Below are 24,568 nucleotides of genomic sequence, written 5' to 3'. Positions count from 1 at the left end.
GATTCACTTTACAACATCCACAAAATCAAATTTTTCAACATCAAATAGCCCCATATCACTTATTTTTAGTTTGGGAATTACCAGAAGGGCTAAAAATGACATGGTCATAAAAGGTGAATCCAGCTTGCATCCCATATCACCCAGAGCATCGTGTAAAACTTCAAGTTTAAAAGCCACATCTCCAGCAGATTTCATACTCATCAAACCACCTATTGGGAGTTTTAGAGAATGGATACACCCATCAGATGCAGTTACAAGTCCGCCGTTAGTTTTAACAAGACTATTAACAGCATCTGCCATATCCTGACTATTTGTTCCAACTGCAATGATATTATGTGAATCATGGGCCACACTTGATGCAATTGCTCCCTTTTTAAGTCCAAATCCATTGACAAATGCATTTGCCATTTTGTTATGGCCGTATCTTTCAAGAACTGCTATTTTTAAAATATCATTTTCTACATTGGGCTCTATTTTACCATAGGCAACATTTAATACTGCTTCAGATTCTCCAGTAAGCAGCTGCCCCTCACGTACATCAATTACCCTTACTTTTTCTTCACCTTTAGAAGATGAAATTTCAAAATCTGCTGGTTCTTTAGAACTTATTTTAAATGTAGTTTCAAGTTCAACGGGATTAACAGAAAATAGCGCTTTTCCTTCATGTGCAGCGATATTTCCATCAATATAAACTTCTTTTACATTGAAATTTACAAGATCATCAACTACGATCATATCTGCAGATTTTCCAGGAGCAATTAATCCAGTATTTAAGCCATAATGAGCTGCAGGATTAATAGTTACCATCTTAACTGCTTTAACAGGATCTTCTCCCAGTTCAACAGCTTCCTTCAGCATTAAATTAACATGCCCTTTTAAGAGATCTTCAGGATGTTTATCATCAGATATGATGAAATCACCGCCGGCACTTATTAAATCCGCTAAATTTTTTGCAGATGAACCCTGCCGGAGCATCACCTTCATTCCAAGCTTTCTTTTTTCAATTACTTCCTCTTTCAATATGCATTCATGATCAGTTGAAATACCTGCTGCAATATACTTACAGAGGCCATTTCCACTTAAAAGAGGCGCATGTCCATCTACAGGCTTTCCGTAATTTTTTGCGGCAGCAATTTTAGCCATAACTTCAGGATCATCCGACAAAACTCCTGGAAAATTCATCATTTCCCCAAGTGCAACCATTTCACCATATTTAAGAAGTTTATCTATTTCTTTTGAGCTAATTACTGCGCCAGAAGTTTCAAACGGCGTTGCAGGAACACATGAAGGGGCTGTAAAAAACACTTTAAGCGGAACAGTCGATGCATCCTCAATCATATACTTTATTCCAGGGATTCCCAGAACATTGGCAATTTCATGAGGATCTGATACAACAGACGTTGTTCCGTGTGGTACAACTGCTTCTGCAAACCTTGAAGGCGTAAGCATCGAGCTTTCGATGTGTATGTGTGCATCGATAAATCCAGGTAAAATATACTGGTTAAATTTACCTTCAACTTGCCTCACGCATTCTACCATCCCGCCACGTACTTCTATTTCTGCAGGATAGATCTCTTCAGTAAACGGGTTAACTAAATTGCCTCTGATCATGGATAACGCTCCCAATAAAATCGACTTAATCTAAATTTAATATTTATAAATTATTTAACTGTATTTTCTTTATAGATATTCTTTTTAAAAAAGTTAAATACTTAAAATTTCATATTTTTTCTTTAAATATCTGTGAGCAAATGGATAAATCATTTTATGAATAAAATTGGCATTGTAAAAATAATTAAGGAATTTAAGGGGATCTTTTGCCCTATGAATTCTGTTTACAATAAAAGAATAATCTAAAAAACAGAATCGTTCCCATAAATAACGGTTAACCATACCTGCTTTTACTTTATCCTCAAAAAATTTTTCTGCACATTTCTGGTAATCTTTTCCATTGATTATACTTTTTGCAGCAAGGTATCCTGATGTCACAGCGCTTTTAATTCCAAAGCCCCATAAAAAGTCCTGCAGACCCGCGGCTTCGCCCACATATAAACTTTTACCTCGTTTAAAAATATTTTCATATGAAAAACTACCTATACCACCAATATTACATGTTTCTTTCAAATTCAAATCAAACTTATTATTAAAAATCTTTTTTGTTTGTTTAAAATAAGAGTCCATGTTGTTAAAATTATTGAATAAGACAGTGGCCATGCAGCCCTGTCCACCTGCAATTAAAAGGTAAGAATAACCATTTAAAGCTGCATTATTGTTAACAATGCCAACGGCCATATTTTGAGAGAATGTATTAAAGGTAATTCCCTTTGCTGCAGCATAAATTTTATCTTTTATAGGTCCCGTTGCGATGATATCAGCTTCCTTTTCCCGGATTTTTTCATTAAAATGAATATTTACTCCCAGATCCAAAGCTTGATTTTTTAAAGCTGTGTCTAAAGTTTCTTCTTTTGATCCTCTCTTAACAAGATAAAACGCAGGCCTTTTACATCTAAAATCCCATATTTTAGATTCATTAAATATTTTAAGTTTCAAGAAAGGATCATATTTAAAATTGACATCAATATTCATATCATTAAATAACTTAAGCACATCTTCTTTATCAGACCAGTTTTCAAGTCCCTGAAAGTCTCCGTGGAATCTTGAACCTACATCTGTACTTTTTTCGAAAATATCTACATTATAACCAGATCGAGCAAGATTTATGGCTGCAGATAACCCCGCAGGGCCTGCACCTAAAATTTGTATCTCTCCCATAGTATTAATTTTGTCTGTAATTTTATAAATTATTGATCAAATTGAGACAGAAACACATTATATAAACTAAATACTAACTATTAAATCTTAATATCCAAGGTGCTAAAACATGGAACAAAAATTAACGGGCGTACCTGAAACATTGCTGGTTCCTCTGTGGGCTAGGGCAACTGAAACAAAACATGAAAAATCCAATTATTAAAGATGAAAAAGCCCGAGAAAACTGTCAAAAATTGAAAATTCTCGCAAATTTCATTTGCGAGTTTGAAAATCGAAGCATGAAAAAATCTTTGATTTTTTCTGCCCCAAAATCAAAGCTTACAAACATAAAATGTTTGTCGCGTCAAAATTATAAATTTTGACAGATTTTGAGGGATTTTCAATTTTCACAAGCTTCGGTTTTTTGAGAGATTTTTACATGTCAATTATCATGTGTAGGTTTATACTTCATTAACATGTTTACATGTTAATTTGTTGAAATTGTTTTAAAAAAGTCCATTTATTTAACAAGTAGTATTATGCACAATACTCCATACATGAGCGGCTTTAAAATAAACTGATTAATATTAAATAAAAAATAAGGGTATTTAAGTTGCAGGTACTCCTATTAATGAACCTCCTGTTGATAACACTTGTGGTTCCTTCGGCTTTCAATGCAACTTAAACTATTACTCCACATGTTTAAGTTTCACATTTTTCATTATCACCTTTATCTACTGTTTCATCACAGCCCTTAGAACAATATATTTTGTTTTCAACATTTTGAATTTTTTTTATATTTTTTATACCTCTTATTCCGCATTTTGTTGTCATTTTAACACCTGAATATTAAAAACTTAAGATGAGAGGATATTAATCCTCTCCAATTTTCAAAGATTTTATTTACAATTTTATAACTTCAATTCAACCGAATCCCAGCAGTAGTCCTCCCTGGTATATGACAAATGAAACTACATATGCAACCACCAGAGTGTACCCTGCAGAGAAAGCTGGCCATTTCCATGAATTGGTTTCCCTTCTTATCGCAGATAGTACGGCTAAACAAGGTATGTACAGCAGTACAAATGCCATGAATGCATATGCTGATAGAGGGGTGAATAACTGCTGTATTGCAGAGATAAATCCAGGATCTTCTTCAGGTGCTTCTTCTTCGGAAGCTGCTTCATCAACTGATGCATTTTCGCCAGATGCTTCTTCCACCGATGCCTGTTCATCAGATGAATCTTCACCAACACCATAAATGGTACCAAAGGTGCTTACAACCACCTCTTTAGCAAGGAACCCGAATATTACTGCAACTGAAGCTTGCCATTCACCAAAACCGAGAGGCGCGAATACTGGGGCTATAGCAGTCCCTACCTGCCCGGTTATACTTGCCTGTGAACCATACTCAACTCCAACAGGTAAACTGCTGAGTGCCCATATGACAATAGATAGAGCAAGGATAATTGTACCCATTTTTCTTAAAAAGAGGTATCCCCTTTCCCACATGTGGATCAGAGAGCCTTTGACAGTTGGCCTTCTGTATGGGGGAAGTTCCATGACAAATGGTGCTGACATCCCTTTAAATAGGGTCCTTTTGAATATGGACGCCATTATGATTGCTACTACTATCCCCAGCAGGTAAATTGAGAACAGGACCCATCCCTGGTATGCGGAGAAAAACGCAGCTATAATAAGGGCGTAAACAGGTAGTCTTGCACTGCAGGACATGAATGGAACGATTAACATGGTTAAAAATCTATCTTTCTCATTTTCAAGTGTCCTTGTGGCCATTATACCAGGTACACAGCACCCAAAACCGAGTATCATGGGTATGAATGATTTCCCATGCAGGCCTACCAGTTTGTGCATTAACTTGTCCATTACAAATGCGGCCCTTGCCAGGTAACCACTGTCTTCAAGTATGGCAAGTATAAGGAACAGCAGGAAGATCATTGGTATAAATACGGCTACACCACCTACACCACCTATTATTCCATCAACAATGAATGATGTCACAAATCCCGGACCTAAATACGCACTTACTGTGTCTCCAAGCCAGCCAAACCCAGAATCAATAAGATCCTGGAATGGTGCACCTACAGTGAATGTTATCTGGAAGGTGAGCCACATTATAATTAGGAATATTGGTATTCCCAGATATTTGTTGGTTACAACACGATCAATTAAGTCTGATCTGGTTACCTTGTCTATCTTTGGTTTTTGCACTGATTCCTGAATAAGTCCTGCTATAAAGCCATATCGAGCATCGGTAACTGATGCATCAACATCATCTCCAAAAACATCGTTTAAATGTTTCTGGACTTTTTTTACCTCTGATAAAACTTTTTGCCCGTTTTGGGATCCTTCAATCTTTTTTACAACTTCTTTATCGTTTTCAAGTAGTTTAAGAGCTGTCCAGCTTGAAGGCGCATTTATTGTTGAAATATTTTTATTTATAATTTCTTCAAGCTGCTTTGTGTGTTCAGAAATCTCCTGTCCGTATTCTATTCTGCCTGATACATTATTAGGGGATTTTGAAACTTTTACTACTGTTTTAATTAATTCATTAAATCCTGTTTTATCAACAGCTTCAATTTTAACAACGGGTATTCCTAAAAGTTGGGACAGGTTATCAGTATCTATTTTAAAGCCTTTTTCATCTGCAAACTTGTTCATATTAAGTGCAAGTACTAAATTGGCTCCAAGTTCCATCATTTGTACAGTTAAATACATGTTTCGTTCCAGGTTACCGGCATCAACAATATTAACAATTACATCTGGATTTTCATCAACAATATAATCCCTTGAAACTATTTCCTCAACCGAGTAAGCAGTGAGGCTGTAGTTTCCAGGAAGGTCAACCACGTCAAATTCATTTCCTTTATATTTAAAGCTTCCTTCTTTTTTTTCTACAGTTTTACCTGGCCAGTTACCAACGTGCTGTTTCATACCAGTCATCTGGTTAAAAAGTGTACTTTTACCAACGTTTGGATTTCCTGCCAGGGCTATTTTTATTTTTTCCATGGGTTGTATTCCCTCCATAAATTAGTCTTGGGGCAATTTGCCCTTAAACCCATGATCCTTTTATATTTGTAATTAAAGGTCGGTGGATGTTTTTTTTAAATAATATTATGAAATTTACATTAATCATTTATTTAATAGTTTATTTGCAGTTATATTCTACATAAATTATTTTTTAATTCTTTATTTTGAATTAGACATTCTAAATCATCATGTTACTTCGATTTCAATATTTACTGCTTCTTCTTTTCTTAAAGATATGGAGTATCCCTTAATTTTTACTTCCATAGGATCTCCTAGGGGTGCTATTCTTTTCACTTCAATATTGGACCCTCTTACGAATCCCATTTCCATAAGGTGCTTTCGTAATTCACCTTTTCCATTATAGGATACAATAATTCCTGATTCTCCAGTTTTAAGTTCATTTAATGTTGTTATCATTTTTTTTATTCACCTCACTTTTAAAATTTAGGAATGCCTAAATTATTTAGAGTTAGGTATACCTAAATCTTTTTTAATATATAAACTTTGCTATTTTTTTAAGCTAGCCTAAAAATTTGATTAATTGTAATAAAATACCTTCTGATTTGAGGATATTTCAAGTTTAAACTGATAAAAATGGGTTTTTAGTAGATAGAAAATTATTTTTCCTGTTGGAAATGATATCTTATTAAAATTAGATTATAATTTTTAAAAAGGTAAAATGCAGCTTAACTAAATGATAAATGATGCTTGTGAGACATTATATAAAGATAGATGTAATAAATAGTTATTTAAACGATAATTCTTAGAGGAGTTGGCATGGAGAGAAAATTAAAAATTGGTATTGGTTTACTGGTACTCGTGATTGTAGTTCCATTTTTATCAGTTTTATTGTGTTTAAATACTTCAGAGGGGTGTCTTAACTGTAGTGATGGGTGTGAATATTTTGCAGACGCTACAGAAAAAACGCAGCAATATCAAGAACTGGCCAATGTTTCAAAAAAATATGTTTCCCAAAAGGAGGGAATGGATATTGATTTTTTCCATGATATTATACAGTTTAAATCAGATAAGGAGGCAGTTGTAACAGTTCTATCTGATTCAGTTATATGGAATGGTACATGGACCTATTCAAACGGAAAATGGAAACCTAAATCTGATTTTTGCAGAGAATGATAATTGGGGATAATGGCTCTAAAAACTATAAAAAAAGGACTTTCTAAAGATTTTAGTGGACAGTATGTATATGGATATAATTGTGATCTTTTTTCAATATTTTTACAGTATACTGCTTGAAAATTCTTTTTTTATTCTTATAGGGTTTTTACTGGCAGGCGTTATTCAAATATTACTTCCTAAGCATTTATTGGAAAAATTGATAGGTAAATCTACAATTGGAGGAATTTTTAAGGGTATTTTAATAGGATTACCTCTCCCCATATGTTCCTGCGGTATCGTCCCTGCGGCAATAGCACTAAAGGAAAAAGGGATTAAAGATTCTGTAGCAGCTTCTTTTTTAGTATCAACATCAGGCTTCAGTGTAAGTTCTATTTTTACATCATACTCATTTTTAGGTTTACCTTTGACGCTAATGAGGCCTGTAGTTGCGGCATTTTCTGGTGCAACTGCAGGAGTACTGGTGCATTTATTTGGTGATGATAACCAAGAAGGCAGTACTAAAACAGATTTGAATGAAATTAGTATGAATAACCACTGTAATTCATGTAATCAAAATCATTCCATGTCCAGCAGACACTGTGGATACCATAAAACCACAAGAAATGATAAATTTCGAGAAGTCCTTAATTATTCTTTTAGGGAGATGTTTCCAGATGTTTCCACTTCACTTTTAATTGGGTTGGTTTTCGCTGCTTTAATGGGAACTTTAATGAATGTAATAATGCCGTGGGGAGTGATGAAGACTTTTGCAGGGGATCCTGTAATATCGCTATTTGTACTCCTCTTAGTCAGTATTCCTCTTTATGTTTGCCCAACGGTTTCAATTCCCATTGCTCTGGGATTCGTTTTCATGGGATTTACACCGGGAAGTATCCTGATTTTTATTTATGCAGGCCCTGCCACCAATATAGCAGCACTGTCAATGGTAATTAACAAATTTGGAAAAAAGTTTTTTGGTATATACATCACTTCTATTTTGGTAGTTTCTCTTTTGATGGGATATATTGTCAATTTATTCAGTAATTTCTTCATGGGAATTATTGTAATTAGAAATTTGAGTTTATATAATAGTGTTATTCCTTTCTCTATAAGATTGATTTCAGTAGTTATTCTGATTTGTCTGATGGTTTATGGAATATACAGGACTAAAATAGTTAAATTAAGCCAGCAATCTGCTTTTGATTATAAGCATGAATAGGTCGTATAATGCAAAATTTTTCTGTAACAGATTAAAGCATGGAGTTAAAAGGATATATCATCTATTTGCTATTTGAAAACCTGTTTTTAATTAAAATAAGTTATTACTTCTTTTTTTGGTGGTGGGTAGGGATCTATTTTTGAATTTAGATCCCCTGAATAGACATCTTGTTTAGAGAACAAGGAGGTTTAGGTAGACCCATTCGATGCCTGTTCTTAATTTTTATTACATTCATTAGTTGGCTAACATATTATATAAAGTTTACTTTAATTTTTTTCAAGTATATTTGAAAAAATCGGTAGTATTAAATATCAGGTATAATTGAATTATATTCAACCATACTTGAATATAATTGGAATTGAAAATAGATTCTTTGACTCTAATCAATACTCCTGATTGGAATTATATTGATTTTTTTTAAAGAATATTTACAAGAGTTGAAGACATGTTCATTTTTCCAACCAAGCGGGAAAAAAAGGTATAATGGGGAACTAACTGGGATACCGGTAAATAAGATGTAAATTGAAATGTCGGGTAAATGTTATATTTATAAAATATGTTTATAATCTTTAATTGCATTACAATAGTTGCAGTATGTCTTTATAAATGATAAACACGTCAAATTCAAATTATTATAAAAAAAGAGGTGTTAAAAGTGGTAGAAAAGAAAAAAACTGCAGAAGGATGGCCTGTTGTAAATGGAGACTATGTTGTAGGAAACCCTAAAAGTTGTGTGGCCGGTGCAACGCTGGCTTCACACTTGGAAGATGTGATTGTTGATGCCGGTGCTGCTATTGCAGGACCTGTAAAAACTGAAAACCTGGGAATAGAAAAAATGATAGCTAACCTGATCTCTAACCCGAACATTAGATTTCTGCTGCTTTGTGGTTCGGAGGTCCAGGGACACATCACTGGTCAAAGTATCGAAGCTCTCCACGCCAATGGTGTAGCTCCTGATAAAAGGAGAATTGTTGGTGCAACTGGAGCAATTCCATACATCGAAAACGTGCCTGATGAAGCTATTGATAGATTTCGGCAGCAGCTTGAGATAGTCAGCCTGATCGACAGTGAAGATATGGATTTAATCAGGGCAAGAGTAAAGGAATGCGTTGAAAAAGACCCTGGAGCTGCTGAAGAGGAAACAGTAATTATTCAATTGGAAGAAAATTGTGAAGAAGTAAAAGTTGTTAAATCGACTTCTGAAACTGATTTAATTTATAGTAGGAGACGATACAGAAAAATGAACACATGATGGATATTTAAGGGATCTCTGCAGTCTAACAAAATATGATCCATTTAAGGATAAAATAAATCTGGGAATATTTAAATGGATTTACCCTATCATGAAGTTACAGACTCAAATTACGAATTTAAACTCATTTTCAAAACAAGCACAGGAAAAGAAATCTACAGGTGCCATGATTGTGGTAAAACTACCTGAAAACAGGAACTCATTAACAACTTCATGGATAAACAGAGGTTACAAAGAAATATAGATGCTGTGTTTACCGCCAGTTAAAAAAAACCCGGAATAATCCGGATAGTCTTGGCTGCCATAGTATTCAAAATTACATGAAATTCACGGCAAAAGACTCGGCTCAAGCCCTGAAAATGTGTCGAGACTTATAATTTCTTTTGAAATAAAACACAGGGCAATATCGAGCAAACATTTCAGAAATATATAAATTATCACGGCGGGAACTGATGGAATTGAGCTGATGGGGTCATGATGGAGATTCTACATCATACTGTAAAAAAAACGACGTGTTTAAATTTAAATTGGGAATGTTGGCACTTTTTTAATAATAAACTCAAAATAAAGAGGTCAGGGACCTGTTTCGACTCCAGGCCCTTAACTAAATATTTTTTGGAGGATAAATAGGTATGGTAAACCTATTTACATGTTTGAATACTTAAAAAATATGATTTTAAGCTATTTTTTGGCAGAAGAAGGCCTAAAACCATATTTTGATGTGTTCTGTTTATAAACATGGTTTCAAATGATACATTTGAGCTGAGGATGATCTAAAACCATGTTTGCAAACATGTAAAAAAAATCAGAGATTTTTTTTACTGTTGCAAAATTTTTAATTTTACAAACTTACTTTCATAAATTTAGGCATGCCTAAATAATGGAAAGTTAGGTATAGTTAAATCATTTATACTATATAAATTTTTAGGTTAACCTAAAAATTAGCAGGTGTCCCATACATTGTATAAAAAAAACACTCATGTCTGGAGTATTGTGCATAATATTACTTGTTAAATTATTATGTAATTTTTGATTAAATAAATGGACTTTTTTAAAACAATTCAACTTTAGATTAACCATTAACATGTTAATGAAGAAAAACCATGCAATGATAATAATATGAATGTTAAAGCATTTAACATATTCAAAGTTTAATTATAATCTATTTCTAGTTTTCAATAGTTTAAATAATCACATATATTTTAATTAGTTATATTGAGCTTAAAAAAAAACATACATAAAACTATTTAAACATGCTAAAATTGTGTAAATTAATTTTAAAGCGGATTTTAAGTTATTGTTTTCAATATAGTTTTTTGATTATCAAAAAATAGAAAATTATATATATTATAAAAAATTTAGGTATCCCTAACAATAATTTAGGTGCACCTAAAAATATTAAAGGTTCCTTAATTGTTGTTAAAACAACAGAGGCAAAATAATGGAATCAATTGATAATCAAGAAATAGGAATTTCTAAAGGAACAGATATGGAAGAAATCGTTGCGGCAAACTTCAAAGGAGAATGCACCGAAGTAGGCATTTACATGGCCATAGCAAGGCTTGCTCAAAGAGATGGAATGCCAGAAGTAGCAGAAGTACTTAAATCCATAGCTTGAGACGAAGCTGAGCATGCAGCCATGTTTGCTGAGATGAACGGTGTCATAAAACCAACTCTCAAAGAAAATCTAGAAATGATGATGAATGGGGAAACTATAGCTAACCATGAAAAAAAAGCTGCTGCAAAGAAAGCCGAAGAGATGGACATAGATCCAGCCCACCACTTCTTCGATGAAAGTTCCAGAGATGAGGCGAGACACTCATGGATGTTAAAAGGAATATTAGAACGTTACTTCAAATAAACCGGAAAATCCAACTTATTTAATTAAGATCTATTCTATTATTTTTTTTATATTATTTATTAAAAATATGTATATTGAGAATTTTAGAACAAAAAACAGCCCATAACCGAACTATTTATTTTATAACCCATTTTTAAGTAAAAATGTGTTTACAACGAGTTTACAGATATAACTCACTGATTGAACTATTATCCATGTAAACGGTGTTATTCAAATCTGCCATCCTTTAAAAAAAAACTATTATAAATCATGAAAAGGATACTTTCAAAAAATTTTAGGAAACTTGAAAATGAATTCAATAACAAGCTATGATCCTGTTCTCCTGGCCCTTTTAGCCACTTTGTTCACCTGGCTTATGACAGCTTTAGGTGCATCAGCTGTGTTTTTTGTTCGTGGAGCCAATAGGAAGGTTTTAAATTTATCCCTTGGATTTGCCGCAGGAGTCATGATGGCTGCCAGTTTCTGGTCATTACTCGCCCCAGCAATTGAAATGTCAGCTGCTCAGGGTTCCCCTGAATGGTTACCTCCGGCTGTAGGTTTTTTATTAGGCGGCCTGTTTTTAGCCATAGTTGATAAAGTAATTCCCCATGTTCATCCAGGCTGCTCTTTAAATGAAGCTGAAGGTATTAAAACAACCTGGCACAGAAACAGGTTACTGGTACTGGCTGTAACTTTACATAATATTCCAGAAGGCCTGGCAGTTGGGGTTGTTTTTGGTGCATTAGCCTCAGATATAACTTATGGTTCATTAACTGCCGCAATAGCCCTGGCTATCGGTATTGGAATCCAAAACCTTCCAGAAGGAACCGCCATATCCATGCCCCTTAGAGGTGAAGGGTTATCCAGAAGGAAAAGTTTCATGTACGGCCAGTTATCAGGAATTGTAGAACCTATTGCCGGAGTTGCAGGTGCCCTGCTGGTAACCCTTTTCACACCAGTACTTCCATATGCATTGAGTTTTGCTGCTGGGGCCATGATATTCGTGGTAATCGAGGATATAATTCCAGAATGTCAGAGGGAGGGGAATGTTGACCTGGCAACAGTTGCAGCCATGGTCGGCTTTGTGATAATGATGATACTCGATGTTTCGCTGGGATAATCCTAATTCATTAAAATATTCACTTAATTTTACAATCCAGTATAACCTTAATATTTAACTAAGCTAATTTTTTTAAACTATGAATTTAAATTATTTAAATCCAAGTTGATATCTTTCATTTTAAGGACATATTGATGATTATATCTGGCTGATTATTGGGTAACTTACATTATACATAAAGCCAGAATAGTTTTACTTTCAAAGTGGCCATATACAGGTAACAGCACATCTTACCATACATACTGACTACAAGTACTCCCGAAACAATTTTATTGATTAGAAGTCCCAGAAAATTTTATATACTATAAAAGATTAGGTATATCTAACACCCTGAAATTTAGGTTTACCTAAAAATTTTAAAACGGCATTTAGAATCACCGGTAAACATTTCAGGGTGGACTTAAAACCATAGAAATCCCATGAGATCAAAATGGCATATGCACCCCTAAGGTTTGCCAGTACTGGCAAACCTTACCTCCTTCTCCATAACAAGATATGTTCAATTTATTCCATATATTACCCACGTAAACAATTTGAATACATAAAAAGTTGTTTTTAAAAGAAAATTTAAAGCAGATGATTCCATGAACCTTGAAGAATTACTTTTCTGTCCCAAAAGCAAAAATAAAATCCACATAAATTATGATGAAAAAACCGTTTATGTTAAAAACAGTGAACAGACTTACCCCATAAAAAAAGGCATTATCGATTTTATACCTGAAATTAACGACAAAATATCAAATACATATGACAACGTATCTTCTGTCTACAATTCTATGTTAACAAGTTCTAATATCTTAACCAAGCTATATAATGCAGCAGTTTGGGGATTAAATGATCAAGATTACGTAGATTATGTTCTCAACTACATCCCAGATGATTTTAATGGATTAATTTTAGACGTGCCAGTTGGTTCAGGAGTTTTTACCTGCAAAAAATACCCAAAACTGAAAAATGCAAAGATAATCTGTGTAGATTACTCTTACGGCATGCTCATGGAAGCTAAAAAAGTTTATGAAAAGAACAATATCAAGAATGTAGCATTGATCAGGGCAGATATTGGAAATTTACCTTTAAAAAGCTCGATCATTGATTTACTGCTTACCATGAATGGACTGCATGCTTTTCCAAATAAAATTAATGCAATTAAAGAAATCACCCGTGTTTTAAAGAACAATGGATATCTAACAGGGTGTTTTTATATAAAAGATAAGAGAAAAATAAGTGATTTAGTTGTAGACAACATATATACAAAACAGGGATCTTTTACACCGCCATTTTACAGTGAAGAAGAATTTGTTAACCTGTTAAAGGATAACTATGATTTTACTGATAAGAACAACATTAAGTCAATTTTTTATTTTAATTCTCAAAAGAAATAATTAAAATATAAAAAAATCCATCTCTTTGGAGATATGAGTAAAATGTTAAAGATGTAATTAATATCTATTTTAACTGATTTTAACAGTCAAAATAACATTATTCTTTATCAAATGGTGAAATTTTAGCAATTGCCACAGCAAAATAACAGGATTAACTTATTTCCATATAATTTTTGATTCTGTTGGTCCATATGACTTCTCCATTTTAAATAAGGAATAAATATTCAGTTTTGTTTGAATTAATCATTCAATCCTTCAATTCCATAATAGTACTGTCTGGCCACCAGTTCCATCATTTTTTCGGCTGATTTTCTGTCTGTACAATGGCGAATTATCTCAAACATTCCTTCAATAAGACTATTTGCCCATATATGCACTAAAAAATCGTTAAACACAGGAATATCCTTATTTTGATGGCTTTTTTTAATGTGAGTTTCAGTTAGATTAATAATGGTTTCCTTAGCGTTGCCATATTCCGTACCACTACTTTTATCAATTAATATGATGAGTTCCTTGCGTTTTTCGAATAAATCTAAAAACATGCCAAATTCTATTTTTTCGAAATTCTCAAATGCACTGTGAAAATTCGAATTTTCTGCTTTTTCCATTGTTTCTTTTATCATTGCAAAAATTGGTTCAACAATTGCTGATAAGAGAGCCTGTTTATTTTTATAATAGGTATATACAAGCCCAAGAGGCACTTCAGCTCTTTTTGCTATGGCCCTTATTGTGGCATTTCTGTAATCTTTGCTGTAGAATTCTTCCACAGCCGCAGCGTAAATCCTCTGTCTTATATCTTCTTTTAAAACCTGTGCCATGATTAATTCACCTGAACTGATGTTCTGTATTCCACACACAATCGATTATTTTTATGAAATATAAGTTTTGTGCTGTATCTGTAAAGTAGCAGAGCTTTGAGTATTTTACTATATTTTAAGGATTTGATTTTTAGTTTTGTATCTCCAATTATTACTACATCCCCTTTTAAAATAGAAGAGTAGTAATGAATTAATTACTGCTTTCTATGAAGAAATAGTTTTTATCTTTTCTATTTGAAATTATCAGGAATATTATGAGATTTAAAATAAAAAATACCATACATAATACTCCCAATATTGCAAATAAACCATTTGGTGCTGAATATCCGGACGATGTAATTAATGGTCTAACCAGAAATGGAGAAGAAAATTGTCCAAGATAGAAAAGGGTAACCAGTCCCCCTACATACTTTCCTCTGGATTTTGCAGGTGTGTTAACTGTAATCAGAGTATTAGTTGCAGGTACCATTAAACCTATTCCAGAACCCACAAGAATTGCTCCTCCAATAAAAGTCCATAAATTGGACGCAATAGATAAAATTAAAAACCCAATACTTTCAAGGAAGAAAAAATACGCTACAACATTTATAGGTTTAATGGATGTTTTTCCATAGATCACAGATGATACTGTTTCAAACAAACATAACACAGCAATCACAATTCCTGATATAAAAGAAGTTCCAATTGCAAGTGCTTTAATGTAATAAGGTATCTGCACAGTCATAATATATAAAAAGGCCATTGAACAAAAACCCAATGCATATATTAAGATAACAACTGTTTTTTTAAGGGTTTTATCCTTTGCAGGTACCTGTGAATTAATTTTTCCAGTAGTAATGCTTTTTATTTTTAGATCAGGAATTGAGATAAAAGCTAAAGGCAGAATAAAAAGGGGGAAAAGGTACAGTGCAAAGGGCAAATGCCAGTTGAATTGAGTAAGATAGCCAGACAGAGGCACAAATATCATACCACCCAGACTCATAAATGCAGTTACAATACCTATTAATTCATTTCTTTCAGATCCCTCAAAGTAGTCACCTACCAATGTCAGGGTGCACGCAGATATTCCTGCTACAGCTAAACCCAGGATCACACGGCTTGCTACAATAGCCCATACTGAGTTCAGGTACAGGCCAGCGCTTCCACTTGCAGCAAAAAGCAGTAAGGATGTTAAAAAAATTTTCCTCTTACTGATCCTGTCAAGCAGGTATCCAATAACAGGGGCAAATATAATACATGCCAATGAAACAACTGTCAAAACAAGAGGCGTTATTAATTCAATGGAAGGAACAGAACTAAAATAACTCTGAATTGAGGGTAAAGTCGGTGCTATAAGTGCTCCTGCCATAACAGTCATCATTCCCGTTAATACCAGTACTATTTTCGTCAAATGGGGATTTTTAAGTTTAAGTATTTCCATGTTGGTTTCTCCTATTTTTATTTGATAGATATAGTTATTTTAACAAATTAATTGATTATTAACTTTAAAATTCAAATTAAATCATATTTTTATTTCAATTGAAATATCAAAGCAAAATTACATATTTCACCCATCCAATACTGAACAATTGTTCAGTTATGTTCAAAAAAAATATTGCTAATTTCTGCTGAATTTCACACCGCTGCAAATTATATCCATATCTTACACCTCTTTAAAATCATCCATCCACCAAAATTGAACTAATGTTCAATATTTGAATACTGATTTTCATCATATTTAAGTGTTTCCATGGTTACAGGTCATAAATTAATCAAGTGGGGATAGTTTTCATTTCTATCCTGTGCTGGTCAAGTTAAGAATCACAGCTCCTGCAATGATCATTCCAATAGCCAGGAATTTTAAAAAACTAATCTCTTCACTGAAAAAAATAACTCCCATTATTGCTATTAATCCAATTCCCAATCCTGCCCAGACTGCATATGCAATCCCCATTTCAATATGTTTCATACACAGAGAAAAAAGATAAAAAGCACTGGCAAAGAAAATAATAAATCCAATAGAAGGCCATAGCTTAGTAAAACTCTGTGATAATTTCAGGCAGGTAGTGGCAACCACTTCCAGTCCAACCCCTATAAAGAGTAATATCCATGCATTAACCATTGATTCTCCAACCTTTTTTAACGCTCATATCAGTGTGCTGTGCAAATATTACTATTATAATTTATTTAAACTGTCGATTAATAAAGCTGAATTTTTTTAAACAAATCCAACTTAAATTAACCCACATATAAAATCTTCCATTTTTCAATAGTAATTATACAGTAAAATTCTGCACTGTTGTAAATCCATAATTGTAAACGCGTGAAATCATAGATGCCCCAGCATGACACCGATATGAGTATTCTTAAAAAATAAAACGTGCATGGAATAATCATATACTCCATGCTAAACTTTCATTTTGAAGTTTTACTAATTTATTATAAAGATTTTTATCATTAATCAATTTATCATGTGTTCCCTGTTCCACCACCTTTCCATTTTCTAAAACAACAATTTTGTCTGCACCTTTAACTGTCCTCATTCTATGTGCTATAATAAGCAATGTTTTATTTTCAATTAAATTGGTTATTGCACTCTGTATCTTTGTTTCGTTTTCAACATCCAGTGAAGCAGTGGCTTCATCAAGTAAAATAATTGGAGCATCCTTAAGCAGCGCTCTGGCTATTGATATACGCTGGCGTTCTCCGCCGGATAATGTCCATCCATTCTCTCCAATTTCAGTATCATATCCTTCAGGCATGCTTTTTATGAAATCATCACAGTTTGCAAGCTTAGCCGCTTCTATAACTTCTTTATCAGTTGCATCTTTTTTACCGATTTTTATGTTGTTGAATACGGTATCGTTAAACAAAACCACGTCCTGGAAAACTATTGCAAAATTGGATAGAAGTGTTTCAGGATCAATACTTTTAACATCTTTCCCGCCAATGGCTATTTTTCCTTTATCAACATCCCAAAAACGAGCTATTAACTTAGCCACGGTACTTTTACCACTGCCGCTCGGTCCAACCAGGGCAGTTACTTCACCCTGTTTTATTGTTACTGAAACATTGTCCAAAACTTTTTCTTCATTGTATCCAAAGCTTACACCATCTAACTCAATATCATAATCATTGACATTGATCTCTGTTTTTCCGCCCATTATTTCATGATCTTCCATTTCCTTCATTCTGTTGATATGGGTCATTAAAACAAATACCTCTCCCAGTTTCATCATGGCTATTGTTAATGGATCGTACAACCTTACTGCAACGATTAAAAACAGGATGTAGTATACGAAATTGATACTTCCAGCTGTCAGAAGGTCCACACCAACTAATATTACCAAAGGGATTCCTATCCTTAAGGCCATTTGCGCTCCGGATATAAATATTCCCATTACCAGTTCCAGTTTCAGTGCACTGTTGAAAAAGTTTTTTAATTTAACATTAACTCCATCGAAGTAGTTATCTGCCTGATTAGAAGATTTTATAACCTTTATTCCTTCTAAGGATTCCTGCATGGCATCTGCCAGTTCAATTTTGTTATCTATGTGTTTATTTGCAAAATTGTCTTTAACCTTTCCACAGCCCCAAAGAAGCCCTAATGAAATTGGAAGGCCAATTAACAGACTTACTCCCATTCTCCAATCAAACAGCATCAACATAACCACTATTATGATGATGGCAATTGTTGATCCAAATAGTTGAGGAACAGAATGGGAAAATATAGTTTCTAAAAAGGTGGCATCATCCATCATGGTTCCTGTAAATTCAGTTAGATCTTTTTTACCAAAGAAAGATAATGGTAATTTCCTTATTTTTTCAGCTAACCGTATTCTCCTATTGGCACTTTCTTCATATGCTGCGACATAAGTCTTGTTATAGTGATATAGTTGAGTAACAAAGATTATAAGTAAAATTACTCCCGCAATCACAGTATAACTTATTAAATTTAAATCAGCAACTCCCATTCCCAGTAAAGGGTTTAATAGTTGTTGAATAACTGCCAGCAATATAAAAACAGGCAGCATTAATGCCAGATCAGTTAATACTACCGAAAAAATTGCTTTTTTTAGGTCGCGAGCTCCTTTATCTGTTAAAACAAACCTTTCTTTAAGCATTTGGATCTACCTCTCCCCTTTTATTTTCTATTTCATAACCGCTTAAACTGTCCTGCAACTTATTTGAATCAGGAAAATCACCACCAGATCTATTATCTTCAATTTGCTTTCCAACATCCCATGACAGTCCTCTTTGATATTCTTTCCACATTGTAGCGTATAACCCCTCATTTTTCAGGAGCTCATCATGACTTCCTCTCTCTAAGATTTTACCTTTTTTAAGCACCAAAATTTCATCAACATTTCTTATGGAGGATAACCTGTGGGCTATCATGATAACGGTTTTATTTTTAGTCAGCTCCTCAAATGCCCGCTGTATTTTATATTCATTTTCAGGGTCTGCAAATGCTGTTGCTTCATCAAATATTATTATGGGTGAATCTTTTAAAATGGCCCTTGCTAAAGCAATTCTTTGTTTTTCTCCCCCTGATAAGTATATTCCCTTAGTTCCAATTACTGTGTCAATCCCATCAGGTAATTTTTCCAGTATATCTTCACACTGAGCTAATCTAGCAGCCTTTAAAACCTCTTCTCTTCCTGCATCGGGTTTTGAGAATTTTATATTGTTTAAAATACTGTCTTTAAATAGATAAACATCTTGAAATACAATACTCATTCTATCCATCAACTCGGAGTAAGCTATTTCCTGAATATCTACATTACCAATCCGGATTTCTCCTTTGTTAACATCCCAAAATCTAGGAATTAAATTAGCTATGGTTGTTTTACCTCCTCCAGAAGGCCCAACTAAAGCCATTATTTTTCCTTCATTGACTTTAAAAGAAACATCTTCTAAAGCCAGTTCTTCTTTATGTTCACTGATATAAGAAAAACTTACATTATTAAATGTAATATTGTTATTTTCTGGTGTTTGAGGATTTTCAGGCTCTTTTAAAGGTTTTTCATTGAACAACATATCAATCTTCTTTAAAGATTCTGAAACCATCATCTGGTCTGAAGCAGTGTACATTATCTTCATGAGCATGGACGCTGTAACTGGAGCAAAAATTGCATAAAATATGAAACTTAAAACAAATGATTCATAATTTGTAGCATACGAACTGAGTATAATACCCGCAGGTACCAGTAAAAAGAAAGCTCCATTGATAATTGTTACAAATAAACTCATTGATTTTTCCATGGATAAAGTATACTTCAAAACAAAATCTTTATACCTTATTATAGAATCATAGAAATTTTTAAATGAGTATATTGTCTGTCCAAATACTTTTACTACTGAAATCCCTCTTACGTACTCCACTGCTGAATTATTCATATCTTCAAGGGAATTTTGGTATATTTCTAAAAATTTCTGGCTTGATCTTTTCATTATAGAATATTGAATAGCAAATCCTGCAATTAATGGGATTAAACAGATGATTCCAAGCACCCAATCAAAATACAGTAACAATATTAATATTGCTGCAGGAGTAACAAGACTTCCAACTAAATCAGGCAATCTATGAGCTATAAAATCTTCCAGCTGAAAAGTATTGGTTTCTACTATTTTACGAATTTTTCCACTGGGATTCATTGTATGGAAACCTAGAGGTAATGTAGCCAGGTGTTTTAGTAGATCGTACCTTACATTTTTGATGGTTTTAAATGCCACCACATGGGTGCACATCAACGCTGCAAAAGTCACTATTATTCCAGAGATGGCAAAAATCAACGCTAACCAGCCATAATGAATCACTACACCAGTGTTCACCAGGTTTATATTTCCACCTACAGTTAAGATCTCCTTGATTATAAAGTAAATATAAACAAAAGGACCCAGTGTTAATACACTTCCTATTGCAGATAAGATGCACCCTAAAACCAGCAGTATTTTTAATTTTCCAGTTAATTCCATTAACCGTGAAAAACCATGTTTTTCTTTATTTTCATTCAATTTTAGTCGCCTCTTTATAAAATATTTTATATTCATTTTTTCTACTTTTTTCGAGTTTAAACTATTATTTTTTAGTTTAAATACAATGTAGCAATTATAAAACCAAAATATCCATTTAAACATGAATTTTTGAGCATTAAATGAAAATTAGTTTCTCTGATAGACAAGAAATGTTTTTTTAGAATAATTTGATTTTATTGTCGGTTTAGACATTTTGCACTACTACTATATAAAATTTAGGTATGCCTAAAAATATTACGATGCTGTTTTGATGTAATATTTCAGAAGCACATGGCAGACATGAAATTTATGTTTATTTTTAGGCAAACCTAAAAGTTTAAATATGATTTAGGTTTACCTAAATATATCTATAAAATCCACAAAATTCCTTAAATTAATAAAAATAGAGGTGATGACATATGAATAACTTGAATACGAAAGATTTGATAACAACAGGAATATTTACCGCGATATATTTCGTGGTTTTATTTGCCTGCGGCATGCTGGGCTTCATCCCCATCTTGTTTATACTACTTCCATTTATTGCTCCTATCGTAACTGGAATTCCATTTATGCTGTTTTTAACCAAGGTAAAAAAATTTGGAATGGTTACTATAATGGGACTTCTTTTGGGGTTAATCATGTTTTTAACCGGACATACATTTATCCCAATCATAACTGGTCTGGTATTTGGTTTGATTGCAGATTTAATATTCAAAGCCGGCAACTATCAAAACTTTAAAAATTCTGTCTTAGGGTATGCAGTATTCAGCATTTCTGTAGTTGGATACATGATCCCCATGTGGGTTATGAGAGACAGCTATTTTGAATACATAAGATCCAGTATGGGAACAGAATATGTTAATACGGTAATGGCACTCACCCCCGATTGGATGCTCTTTGTTGTGATATTAGTTTCATTCATAGCAGGAATCATCGGAGCTCTACTTGGTAAATCTCTTCTGGAAAAACATTTCAAAAGAGCAGGGATTGCTTAAAAGAGGTTTATAAATATGGTTAAAAGAAGCATAAGAGGATAAACAAATGAATTATGAAATTTTACAATCAGATTTAGATACAGGTACAATTCTTAAATTTGATCCCAGAACAAAGCTAATTGTACTGATAATACTGAATTTGATCGTATTTGGGGGAGCGCAATTATATTTAACCATATCTCTGGTTGCTATTCCCTTTTTCCTTTTATTATGTAGTAAAAGAGAAAAATCAGCATTTATTTATATTTTAGCCTATTTTTTAGCTAAATTAGGGGAAATTTACGTTGTACCTGCAACACACGGCATCTCCAATATGATAATTGTGATGTTTACCAGCATGCTAGCGCGGATGATGCCCGGACTTGTCATGGGATATTATGTAATTGTTACCACCACAGTAAGCGAATTTTTAGCGTCCATGGAACAAATCAAAATTCCTAAAATTATAACCATACCTATTTCAGTAATCTTTAGATTCTTCCCAACTTTAATTGAAGAAATTAAGGCAATCATTGATGCCATGCGCATGCGTGGAATTGGATTGAATCTAAGGACAGTTAAATCCCCATTAATAGTGCTGGAATATATTTTTGTCCCTTTATTGATCAATGCAGTTAAAACTGGTGATGAACTATCTGCAGCATCTTTAACCCGAGGAATAAATAACCCTGCAAAAAGAACCCATATCTGCCATATAGGGTTCCACATCCAGGACATAATTCTATTAATAATTTCCATAGGAGCGTTAATTGTTTTTGTCTTATTTAAATAAGGAGGCTTTTTTAGATGCTTGAAATTAGAAACCTTAATTTTTCGTATGATGAAACTACTCCAAAAACCGATTTAAATGATATCAACCTGCATATTAAAAAGGGTGAAGTAATCCTTCTTTGCGGAGAATCCGGTTGTGGAAAGACCACTGTAACTCGACTTATAAATGGATTGATACCTGACTTTTATGGAGGTTCAGTTGAAGGCCAGGTCCTGATTAACAGTATACCTGTGAATGAAAACCCCATATATGAAACAGCTAAGATCGTAGGATCTGTTTTTCAAAATCCACGCTCTCAATTTTTCAATGTTGATACCAACAGTGAACTGGTTTTTGGCTGTGAAAATATGGGACTTCCTGTAGAAGAAATTCAAAAACGACTTCATGATGTAGTATCAACTTTCAATATCCACCACCTGTTAAATAAAAGCATTTTCAAATTATCTGGTGGAGAAAAACAAAAAATTGCATGCGCTTCAGTTTCCGCATCTAAACCTCAAATTTTAGTTTTAGATGAACCCTCATCCAATCTTGATTCTGCGTCAACATGGGACCTTAGAAAACTAATTTCAATATGGAAAAATGCAGGAAACACTGTTATAATAGCAGAACATCGTTTGTATTTTTTAAATGATTTAATAGATCGTCTTATCTACATGAAAAATGGTCAAATTCACATGGAGTTGGACAAGGATAACTTAATTTCCATGGATAATAAATCATTTTCACAGTTAGGGCTTCGTCCCTTCTCTTTAGAGGAACTTTCCAAAAATAAAGCTGCTTTATCAAAAAAACCAGATTGTAGGAATAATTCCATAACATTAACCAATTTCAAATATTCTTATGGGAACACATTAGCAATTGATATAAAACATTTGCAGGTCCCCCAAAATGAAATAATTGCCATAATCGGTGAAAATGGAGCTGGAAAATCCACTTTCGCCCGTTGTCTCTGCGGACTGGAACGAAAATGCAAAGGCCAGTTGAAAAAAGAAGGGAAAGTTCTGAGAAATAAAGATCGTTTAAAACTTTCTTACATGGTTATGCAGGATGTAAACCATCAAATTTTCACTGAAAGTGTTGAAGACGAAATTTTACTCAGTATGGATGAATCCTCTCCCAAAATTGAGGAAAAAATTGAAAAAATTTTAAAAGATCTGGATTTACTACATTTAAAAGAAGCCCATCCCATGGCATTATCCGGAGGACAGAAACAGAGGGTTGCTATTGGCAGTGCAATTGCATCTGGAAAAGAAATTATCATTTTCGATGAACCAACCAGCGGTTTAGATTTAAAACACATGAAAAAAGTGGCCAATAATATAAAAAACCTACAAAAAAAAGGCATTACTCTGTTTATCATTTCTCATGACCTGGAACTTATACTGGAATGTTGTTCCCATGTTTTGCATTTTGAAAATGGTAAAGTAATCGATAATTACATTTTAGATAATATAGGAGAAGAAAAATTAAAAAAATTCTTTATAAACCCGTTTAAAGACTTCAATATCTCTTTAAATCCATAAAATTTATAATTTCGACCCAAAAAAGCAATTTACATTGAAAAATGGTTCATGGGGAGTTTTACAAGAAGATGATTTATATGAGTTTAATCAAAAAAATTTTCGCAAATACACGTAAGCCAGGAAAAGGTATAACTGGCAAAATGATGTTGCAGATGATGAATACTATGCATAATAAAAATGCGATGTGGTGTTTAAGTAATATTGAAATAGAAAAAGCTTTTAATATCCTAGAAATTGGATGTGGCGGCGGAAAAAATATTTCCAATCTATTAAAAAAAGCACCCCATGCCAAGGTTTATGGTGTGGATTACTCCAAAACAAGTGTAGCAAATTCAAAGAAATTCAATAGGAAAGCAGTTTCAGAGGGGAAAGTGGATATTGTTCATGGAACTGTTTCATCCCTCCCCTTTGAAGATGAAAAATTTGATCTTGCCACCGCTTTTGAAACCGTCTACTTCTGGCCGGATTTAGTCAACGATTTTAAAGAAGTTAAACGTGTGCTTAAACCTGGCAGTAAATTTTTCATCTGCAACGAATTATCTAAAGGGGAAGAAGCAGAAAAATGGAGCAAAATAATCGACATGAATATTTATAACAAAGAACAGCTCAAAAATGTGCTTATTAAAGCAGGGTTTAGCGATGTGATCTCACATGAACATGAAAATGGAAAATGGTTATGTGTAATTGCTCGAAAATAATTTAAATGAGTTAATAGACGCCGTTTTA

Annotated in this window: 23 protein-coding genes; 12 read left to right on the top strand and 11 right to left on the bottom strand. The window is 33.4% G+C overall.

Annotation, left to right across the window (positions count from 1 at the left end; translation table 11 throughout):
* Positions 1–3: 3 nt before the first annotated feature.
* The 5 genes from ade to ASJ80_RS00890 all read right to left on the bottom strand — a co-directional run bounded on the left by ade (position 4) and on the right by ASJ80_RS00890 (position 6,219).
* Positions 4–1,611: an adenine deaminase gene (gene ade / locus ASJ80_RS00905; RefSeq protein WP_069583423.1), complete on the bottom strand. Its 1,608-nt coding sequence runs from the start codon at positions 1,609–1,611 to the stop codon at positions 4–6.
* A 93-nt stretch (positions 1,612–1,704) separates the two neighbouring features.
* Positions 1,705–2,772 (bottom strand): NAD(P)/FAD-dependent oxidoreductase, encoded by a 1,068-nt coding sequence (locus ASJ80_RS00900; RefSeq protein ID WP_069583422.1) that lies wholly within the window; start codon positions 2,770–2,772, stop codon positions 1,705–1,707.
* A 681-nt stretch (positions 2,773–3,453) separates the two neighbouring features.
* Positions 3,454–3,585 (bottom strand): hypothetical protein, encoded by a 132-nt coding sequence (locus ASJ80_RS17585; protein ID WP_255360680.1) that lies wholly within the window; start codon positions 3,583–3,585, stop codon positions 3,454–3,456.
* Positions 3,586–3,675: 90 nt separating this feature from the next.
* Positions 3,676–5,781, bottom strand: coding sequence for a ferrous iron transport protein B (gene feoB, locus ASJ80_RS00895; RefSeq protein ID WP_083240924.1), 2,106 nt, complete (start codon positions 5,779–5,781; stop codon positions 3,676–3,678).
* Positions 5,782–5,988: 207 nt separating this feature from the next.
* A complete protein-coding gene (locus ASJ80_RS00890; protein ID WP_048080884.1) occupies positions 5,989–6,219 on the bottom strand; it encodes a FeoA family protein in 231 nt (76 codons plus the stop codon).
* Positions 6,220–6,579: 360 nt separating this feature from the next.
* On the opposite strand from ASJ80_RS00890, the gene ASJ80_RS00885 reads away from it, so the two are divergent.
* From ASJ80_RS00885 to ASJ80_RS00865, 7 genes are all read left to right on the top strand, one after another.
* Positions 6,580–6,936 (top strand): hypothetical protein, encoded by a 357-nt coding sequence (locus ASJ80_RS00885; protein ID WP_069583420.1) that lies wholly within the window; start codon positions 6,580–6,582, stop codon positions 6,934–6,936.
* Positions 6,937–7,000: 64 nt separating this feature from the next.
* On the top strand, positions 7,001–8,137 hold the full coding sequence (locus ASJ80_RS00880; RefSeq protein ID WP_338036855.1) for a permease: 1,137 nt from the start codon (positions 7,001–7,003) through the stop codon (positions 8,135–8,137).
* Positions 8,138–8,792: 655 nt separating this feature from the next.
* Positions 8,793–9,389 (top strand): tetrahydromethanopterin S-methyltransferase subunit A, encoded by a 597-nt coding sequence (mtrA, locus tag ASJ80_RS00875; protein WP_069583419.1) that lies wholly within the window; start codon positions 8,793–8,795, stop codon positions 9,387–9,389.
* A gap of 91 nt (positions 9,390–9,480) precedes the next feature.
* Positions 9,481–9,633: a hypothetical protein gene (locus tag ASJ80_RS16745; protein ID WP_176720225.1), complete on the top strand. Its 153-nt coding sequence runs from the start codon at positions 9,481–9,483 to the stop codon at positions 9,631–9,633.
* 1,197 nt (positions 9,634–10,830) lie between these two features.
* Positions 10,831–11,007 carry a ferritin family protein gene (locus ASJ80_RS17820; protein WP_369802122.1) on the top strand — a complete coding sequence of 59 codons (177 nt, stop codon included), beginning with the start codon at positions 10,831–10,833 and terminating at the stop codon, positions 11,005–11,007.
* A 21-nt stretch (positions 11,008–11,028) separates the two neighbouring features.
* Positions 11,029–11,250, top strand: a complete 222-nt coding sequence (locus ASJ80_RS17815) for a ferritin family protein (protein ID WP_369802121.1) — start codon at positions 11,029–11,031, stop codon at positions 11,248–11,250.
* Positions 11,251–11,539: 289 nt separating this feature from the next.
* Positions 11,540–12,349 (top strand): ZIP family metal transporter, encoded by an 810-nt coding sequence (locus ASJ80_RS00865; protein WP_069583418.1) that lies wholly within the window; start codon positions 11,540–11,542, stop codon positions 12,347–12,349.
* A 312-nt stretch (positions 12,350–12,661) separates the two neighbouring features.
* Here ASJ80_RS00865 and ASJ80_RS16740 read toward each other — a convergent pair whose 3' ends face one another.
* On the bottom strand, positions 12,662–12,817 hold the full coding sequence (locus ASJ80_RS16740; RefSeq protein ID WP_176720224.1) for a hypothetical protein: 156 nt from the start codon (positions 12,815–12,817) through the stop codon (positions 12,662–12,664).
* A 116-nt stretch (positions 12,818–12,933) separates the two neighbouring features.
* Here ASJ80_RS16740 and ASJ80_RS00860 point away from each other — a divergent pair, with 116 nt between their 5' ends.
* On the top strand, positions 12,934–13,731 hold the full coding sequence (locus ASJ80_RS00860; protein ID WP_083240923.1) for a class I SAM-dependent methyltransferase: 798 nt from the start codon (positions 12,934–12,936) through the stop codon (positions 13,729–13,731).
* 239 nt (positions 13,732–13,970) lie between these two features.
* Here ASJ80_RS00860 and ASJ80_RS00855 read toward each other — a convergent pair whose 3' ends face one another.
* From ASJ80_RS00855 to ASJ80_RS00835, 5 genes are all read right to left on the bottom strand, one after another.
* Positions 13,971–14,549: a TetR/AcrR family transcriptional regulator gene (locus tag ASJ80_RS00855; protein ID WP_069583417.1), complete on the bottom strand. Its 579-nt coding sequence runs from the start codon at positions 14,547–14,549 to the stop codon at positions 13,971–13,973.
* Between the two features lie 190 nt (positions 14,550–14,739).
* Positions 14,740–15,969 carry an MFS transporter gene (locus tag ASJ80_RS00850; protein WP_069583416.1) on the bottom strand — a complete coding sequence of 410 codons (1,230 nt, stop codon included), beginning with the start codon at positions 15,967–15,969 and terminating at the stop codon, positions 14,740–14,742.
* Between the two features lie 354 nt (positions 15,970–16,323).
* The gene (locus ASJ80_RS00845) at positions 16,324–16,650 is read right to left on the bottom strand and encodes a DMT family transporter (protein ID WP_069583415.1); all 327 of its coding nucleotides are present in this window, start codon (positions 16,648–16,650) and stop codon (positions 16,324–16,326) included.
* A 271-nt stretch (positions 16,651–16,921) separates the two neighbouring features.
* Positions 16,922–18,652 (bottom strand): ABC transporter ATP-binding protein, encoded by a 1,731-nt coding sequence (locus ASJ80_RS00840; protein ID WP_069583414.1) that lies wholly within the window; start codon positions 18,650–18,652, stop codon positions 16,922–16,924.
* Positions 18,645–20,546, bottom strand: a complete 1,902-nt coding sequence (locus ASJ80_RS00835; protein WP_245837422.1) for an ABC transporter ATP-binding protein — start codon at positions 20,544–20,546, stop codon at positions 18,645–18,647. Before ASJ80_RS00835 ends, ASJ80_RS00840 begins: the two co-directional genes overlap by 8 nt.
* Positions 20,547–20,965: 419 nt before the next feature.
* Between ASJ80_RS00835 and ASJ80_RS00830 the strand changes: the two genes are divergently transcribed.
* From ASJ80_RS00830 to ASJ80_RS00815, 4 genes are all read left to right on the top strand, one after another.
* Positions 20,966–21,544: an MptD family putative ECF transporter S component gene (locus ASJ80_RS00830; RefSeq protein ID WP_069583412.1), complete on the top strand. Its 579-nt coding sequence runs from the start codon at positions 20,966–20,968 to the stop codon at positions 21,542–21,544.
* Between the two features lie 46 nt (positions 21,545–21,590).
* The gene (locus ASJ80_RS00825) at positions 21,591–22,316 is read left to right on the top strand and encodes an energy-coupling factor transporter transmembrane component T (protein ID WP_069583411.1); all 726 of its coding nucleotides are present in this window, start codon (positions 21,591–21,593) and stop codon (positions 22,314–22,316) included.
* A 14-nt stretch (positions 22,317–22,330) separates the two neighbouring features.
* Positions 22,331–23,842, top strand: coding sequence for an ABC transporter ATP-binding protein (locus ASJ80_RS00820; RefSeq protein WP_069583410.1), 1,512 nt, complete (start codon positions 22,331–22,333; stop codon positions 23,840–23,842).
* A 77-nt stretch (positions 23,843–23,919) separates the two neighbouring features.
* Positions 23,920–24,540 (top strand): class I SAM-dependent methyltransferase, encoded by a 621-nt coding sequence (locus ASJ80_RS00815; RefSeq protein ID WP_069583618.1) that lies wholly within the window; start codon positions 23,920–23,922, stop codon positions 24,538–24,540.
* Positions 24,541–24,568 lie beyond the last annotated feature (28 nt).

Source organism: Methanobacterium bryantii (assembly GCF_002287175.1).
Taxonomy (GTDB): domain Archaea; phylum Methanobacteriota; class Methanobacteria; order Methanobacteriales; family Methanobacteriaceae; genus Methanobacterium_D; species Methanobacterium_D bryantii.
Note: the sequence above shows the minus strand (reverse complement) of the source record. Positions and strands in the feature narration are given on the sequence as shown.

What these genes read in the sequence shown, in the direction of transcription:
- ASJ80_RS00855 (WP_069583417.1), bottom strand. Translation starts at nt 14,549, where the DNA reads ATGGCACAGGTTTTAAAAGAAGATATAAGACAGAGGATTTACGCTGCG.
- ASJ80_RS00825 (WP_069583411.1), top strand. Translation starts at nt 21,591, where the DNA reads ATGAATTATGAAATTTTACAATCAGATTTAGATACAGGTACAATTCTT.
- ASJ80_RS17815 (WP_369802121.1), top strand. Translation starts at nt 11,029, where the DNA reads ATGTTTGCTGAGATGAACGGTGTCATAAAACCAACTCTCAAAGAAAAT.
- ASJ80_RS00815 (WP_069583618.1), top strand. Translation starts at nt 23,920, where the DNA reads ATGAGTTTAATCAAAAAAATTTTCGCAAATACACGTAAGCCAGGAAAA.
- ASJ80_RS00890 (WP_048080884.1), bottom strand. Translation starts at nt 6,219, where the DNA reads ATGATAACAACATTAAATGAACTTAAAACTGGAGAATCAGGAATTATT.
- ASJ80_RS00860 (WP_083240923.1), top strand. Translation starts at nt 12,934, where the DNA reads ATGAACCTTGAAGAATTACTTTTCTGTCCCAAAAGCAAAAATAAAATC.
- ASJ80_RS00830 (WP_069583412.1), top strand. Translation starts at nt 20,966, where the DNA reads ATGAATAACTTGAATACGAAAGATTTGATAACAACAGGAATATTTACC.
- ASJ80_RS00820 (WP_069583410.1), top strand. Translation starts at nt 22,331, where the DNA reads ATGCTTGAAATTAGAAACCTTAATTTTTCGTATGATGAAACTACTCCA.
- ASJ80_RS00865 (WP_069583418.1), top strand. Translation starts at nt 11,540, where the DNA reads ATGAATTCAATAACAAGCTATGATCCTGTTCTCCTGGCCCTTTTAGCC.
- ASJ80_RS16745 (WP_176720225.1), top strand. Translation starts at nt 9,481, where the DNA reads ATGAAGTTACAGACTCAAATTACGAATTTAAACTCATTTTCAAAACAA.
- ASJ80_RS00885 (WP_069583420.1), top strand. Translation starts at nt 6,580, where the DNA reads ATGGAGAGAAAATTAAAAATTGGTATTGGTTTACTGGTACTCGTGATT.
- ade (WP_069583423.1), bottom strand. Translation starts at nt 1,611, where the DNA reads ATGATCAGAGGCAATTTAGTTAACCCGTTTACTGAAGAGATCTATCCT.
- ASJ80_RS00850 (WP_069583416.1), bottom strand. Translation starts at nt 15,969, where the DNA reads ATGGAAATACTTAAACTTAAAAATCCCCATTTGACGAAAATAGTACTG.
- feoB (WP_083240924.1), bottom strand. Translation starts at nt 5,781, where the DNA reads ATGGAAAAAATAAAAATAGCCCTGGCAGGAAATCCAAACGTTGGTAAA.
- ASJ80_RS17820 (WP_369802122.1), top strand. Translation starts at nt 10,831, where the DNA reads ATGGAATCAATTGATAATCAAGAAATAGGAATTTCTAAAGGAACAGAT.
- ASJ80_RS00845 (WP_069583415.1), bottom strand. Translation starts at nt 16,650, where the DNA reads ATGGTTAATGCATGGATATTACTCTTTATAGGGGTTGGACTGGAAGTG.
- ASJ80_RS00900 (WP_069583422.1), bottom strand. Translation starts at nt 2,772, where the DNA reads ATGGGAGAGATACAAATTTTAGGTGCAGGCCCTGCGGGGTTATCTGCA.
- ASJ80_RS00880 (WP_338036855.1), top strand. Translation starts at nt 7,001, where the DNA reads ATGTATATGGATATAATTGTGATCTTTTTTCAATATTTTTACAGTATA.
- ASJ80_RS17585 (WP_255360680.1), bottom strand. Translation starts at nt 3,585, where the DNA reads ATGACAACAAAATGCGGAATAAGAGGTATAAAAAATATAAAAAAAATT.
- ASJ80_RS00840 (WP_069583414.1), bottom strand. Translation starts at nt 18,652, where the DNA reads ATGCTTAAAGAAAGGTTTGTTTTAACAGATAAAGGAGCTCGCGACCTA.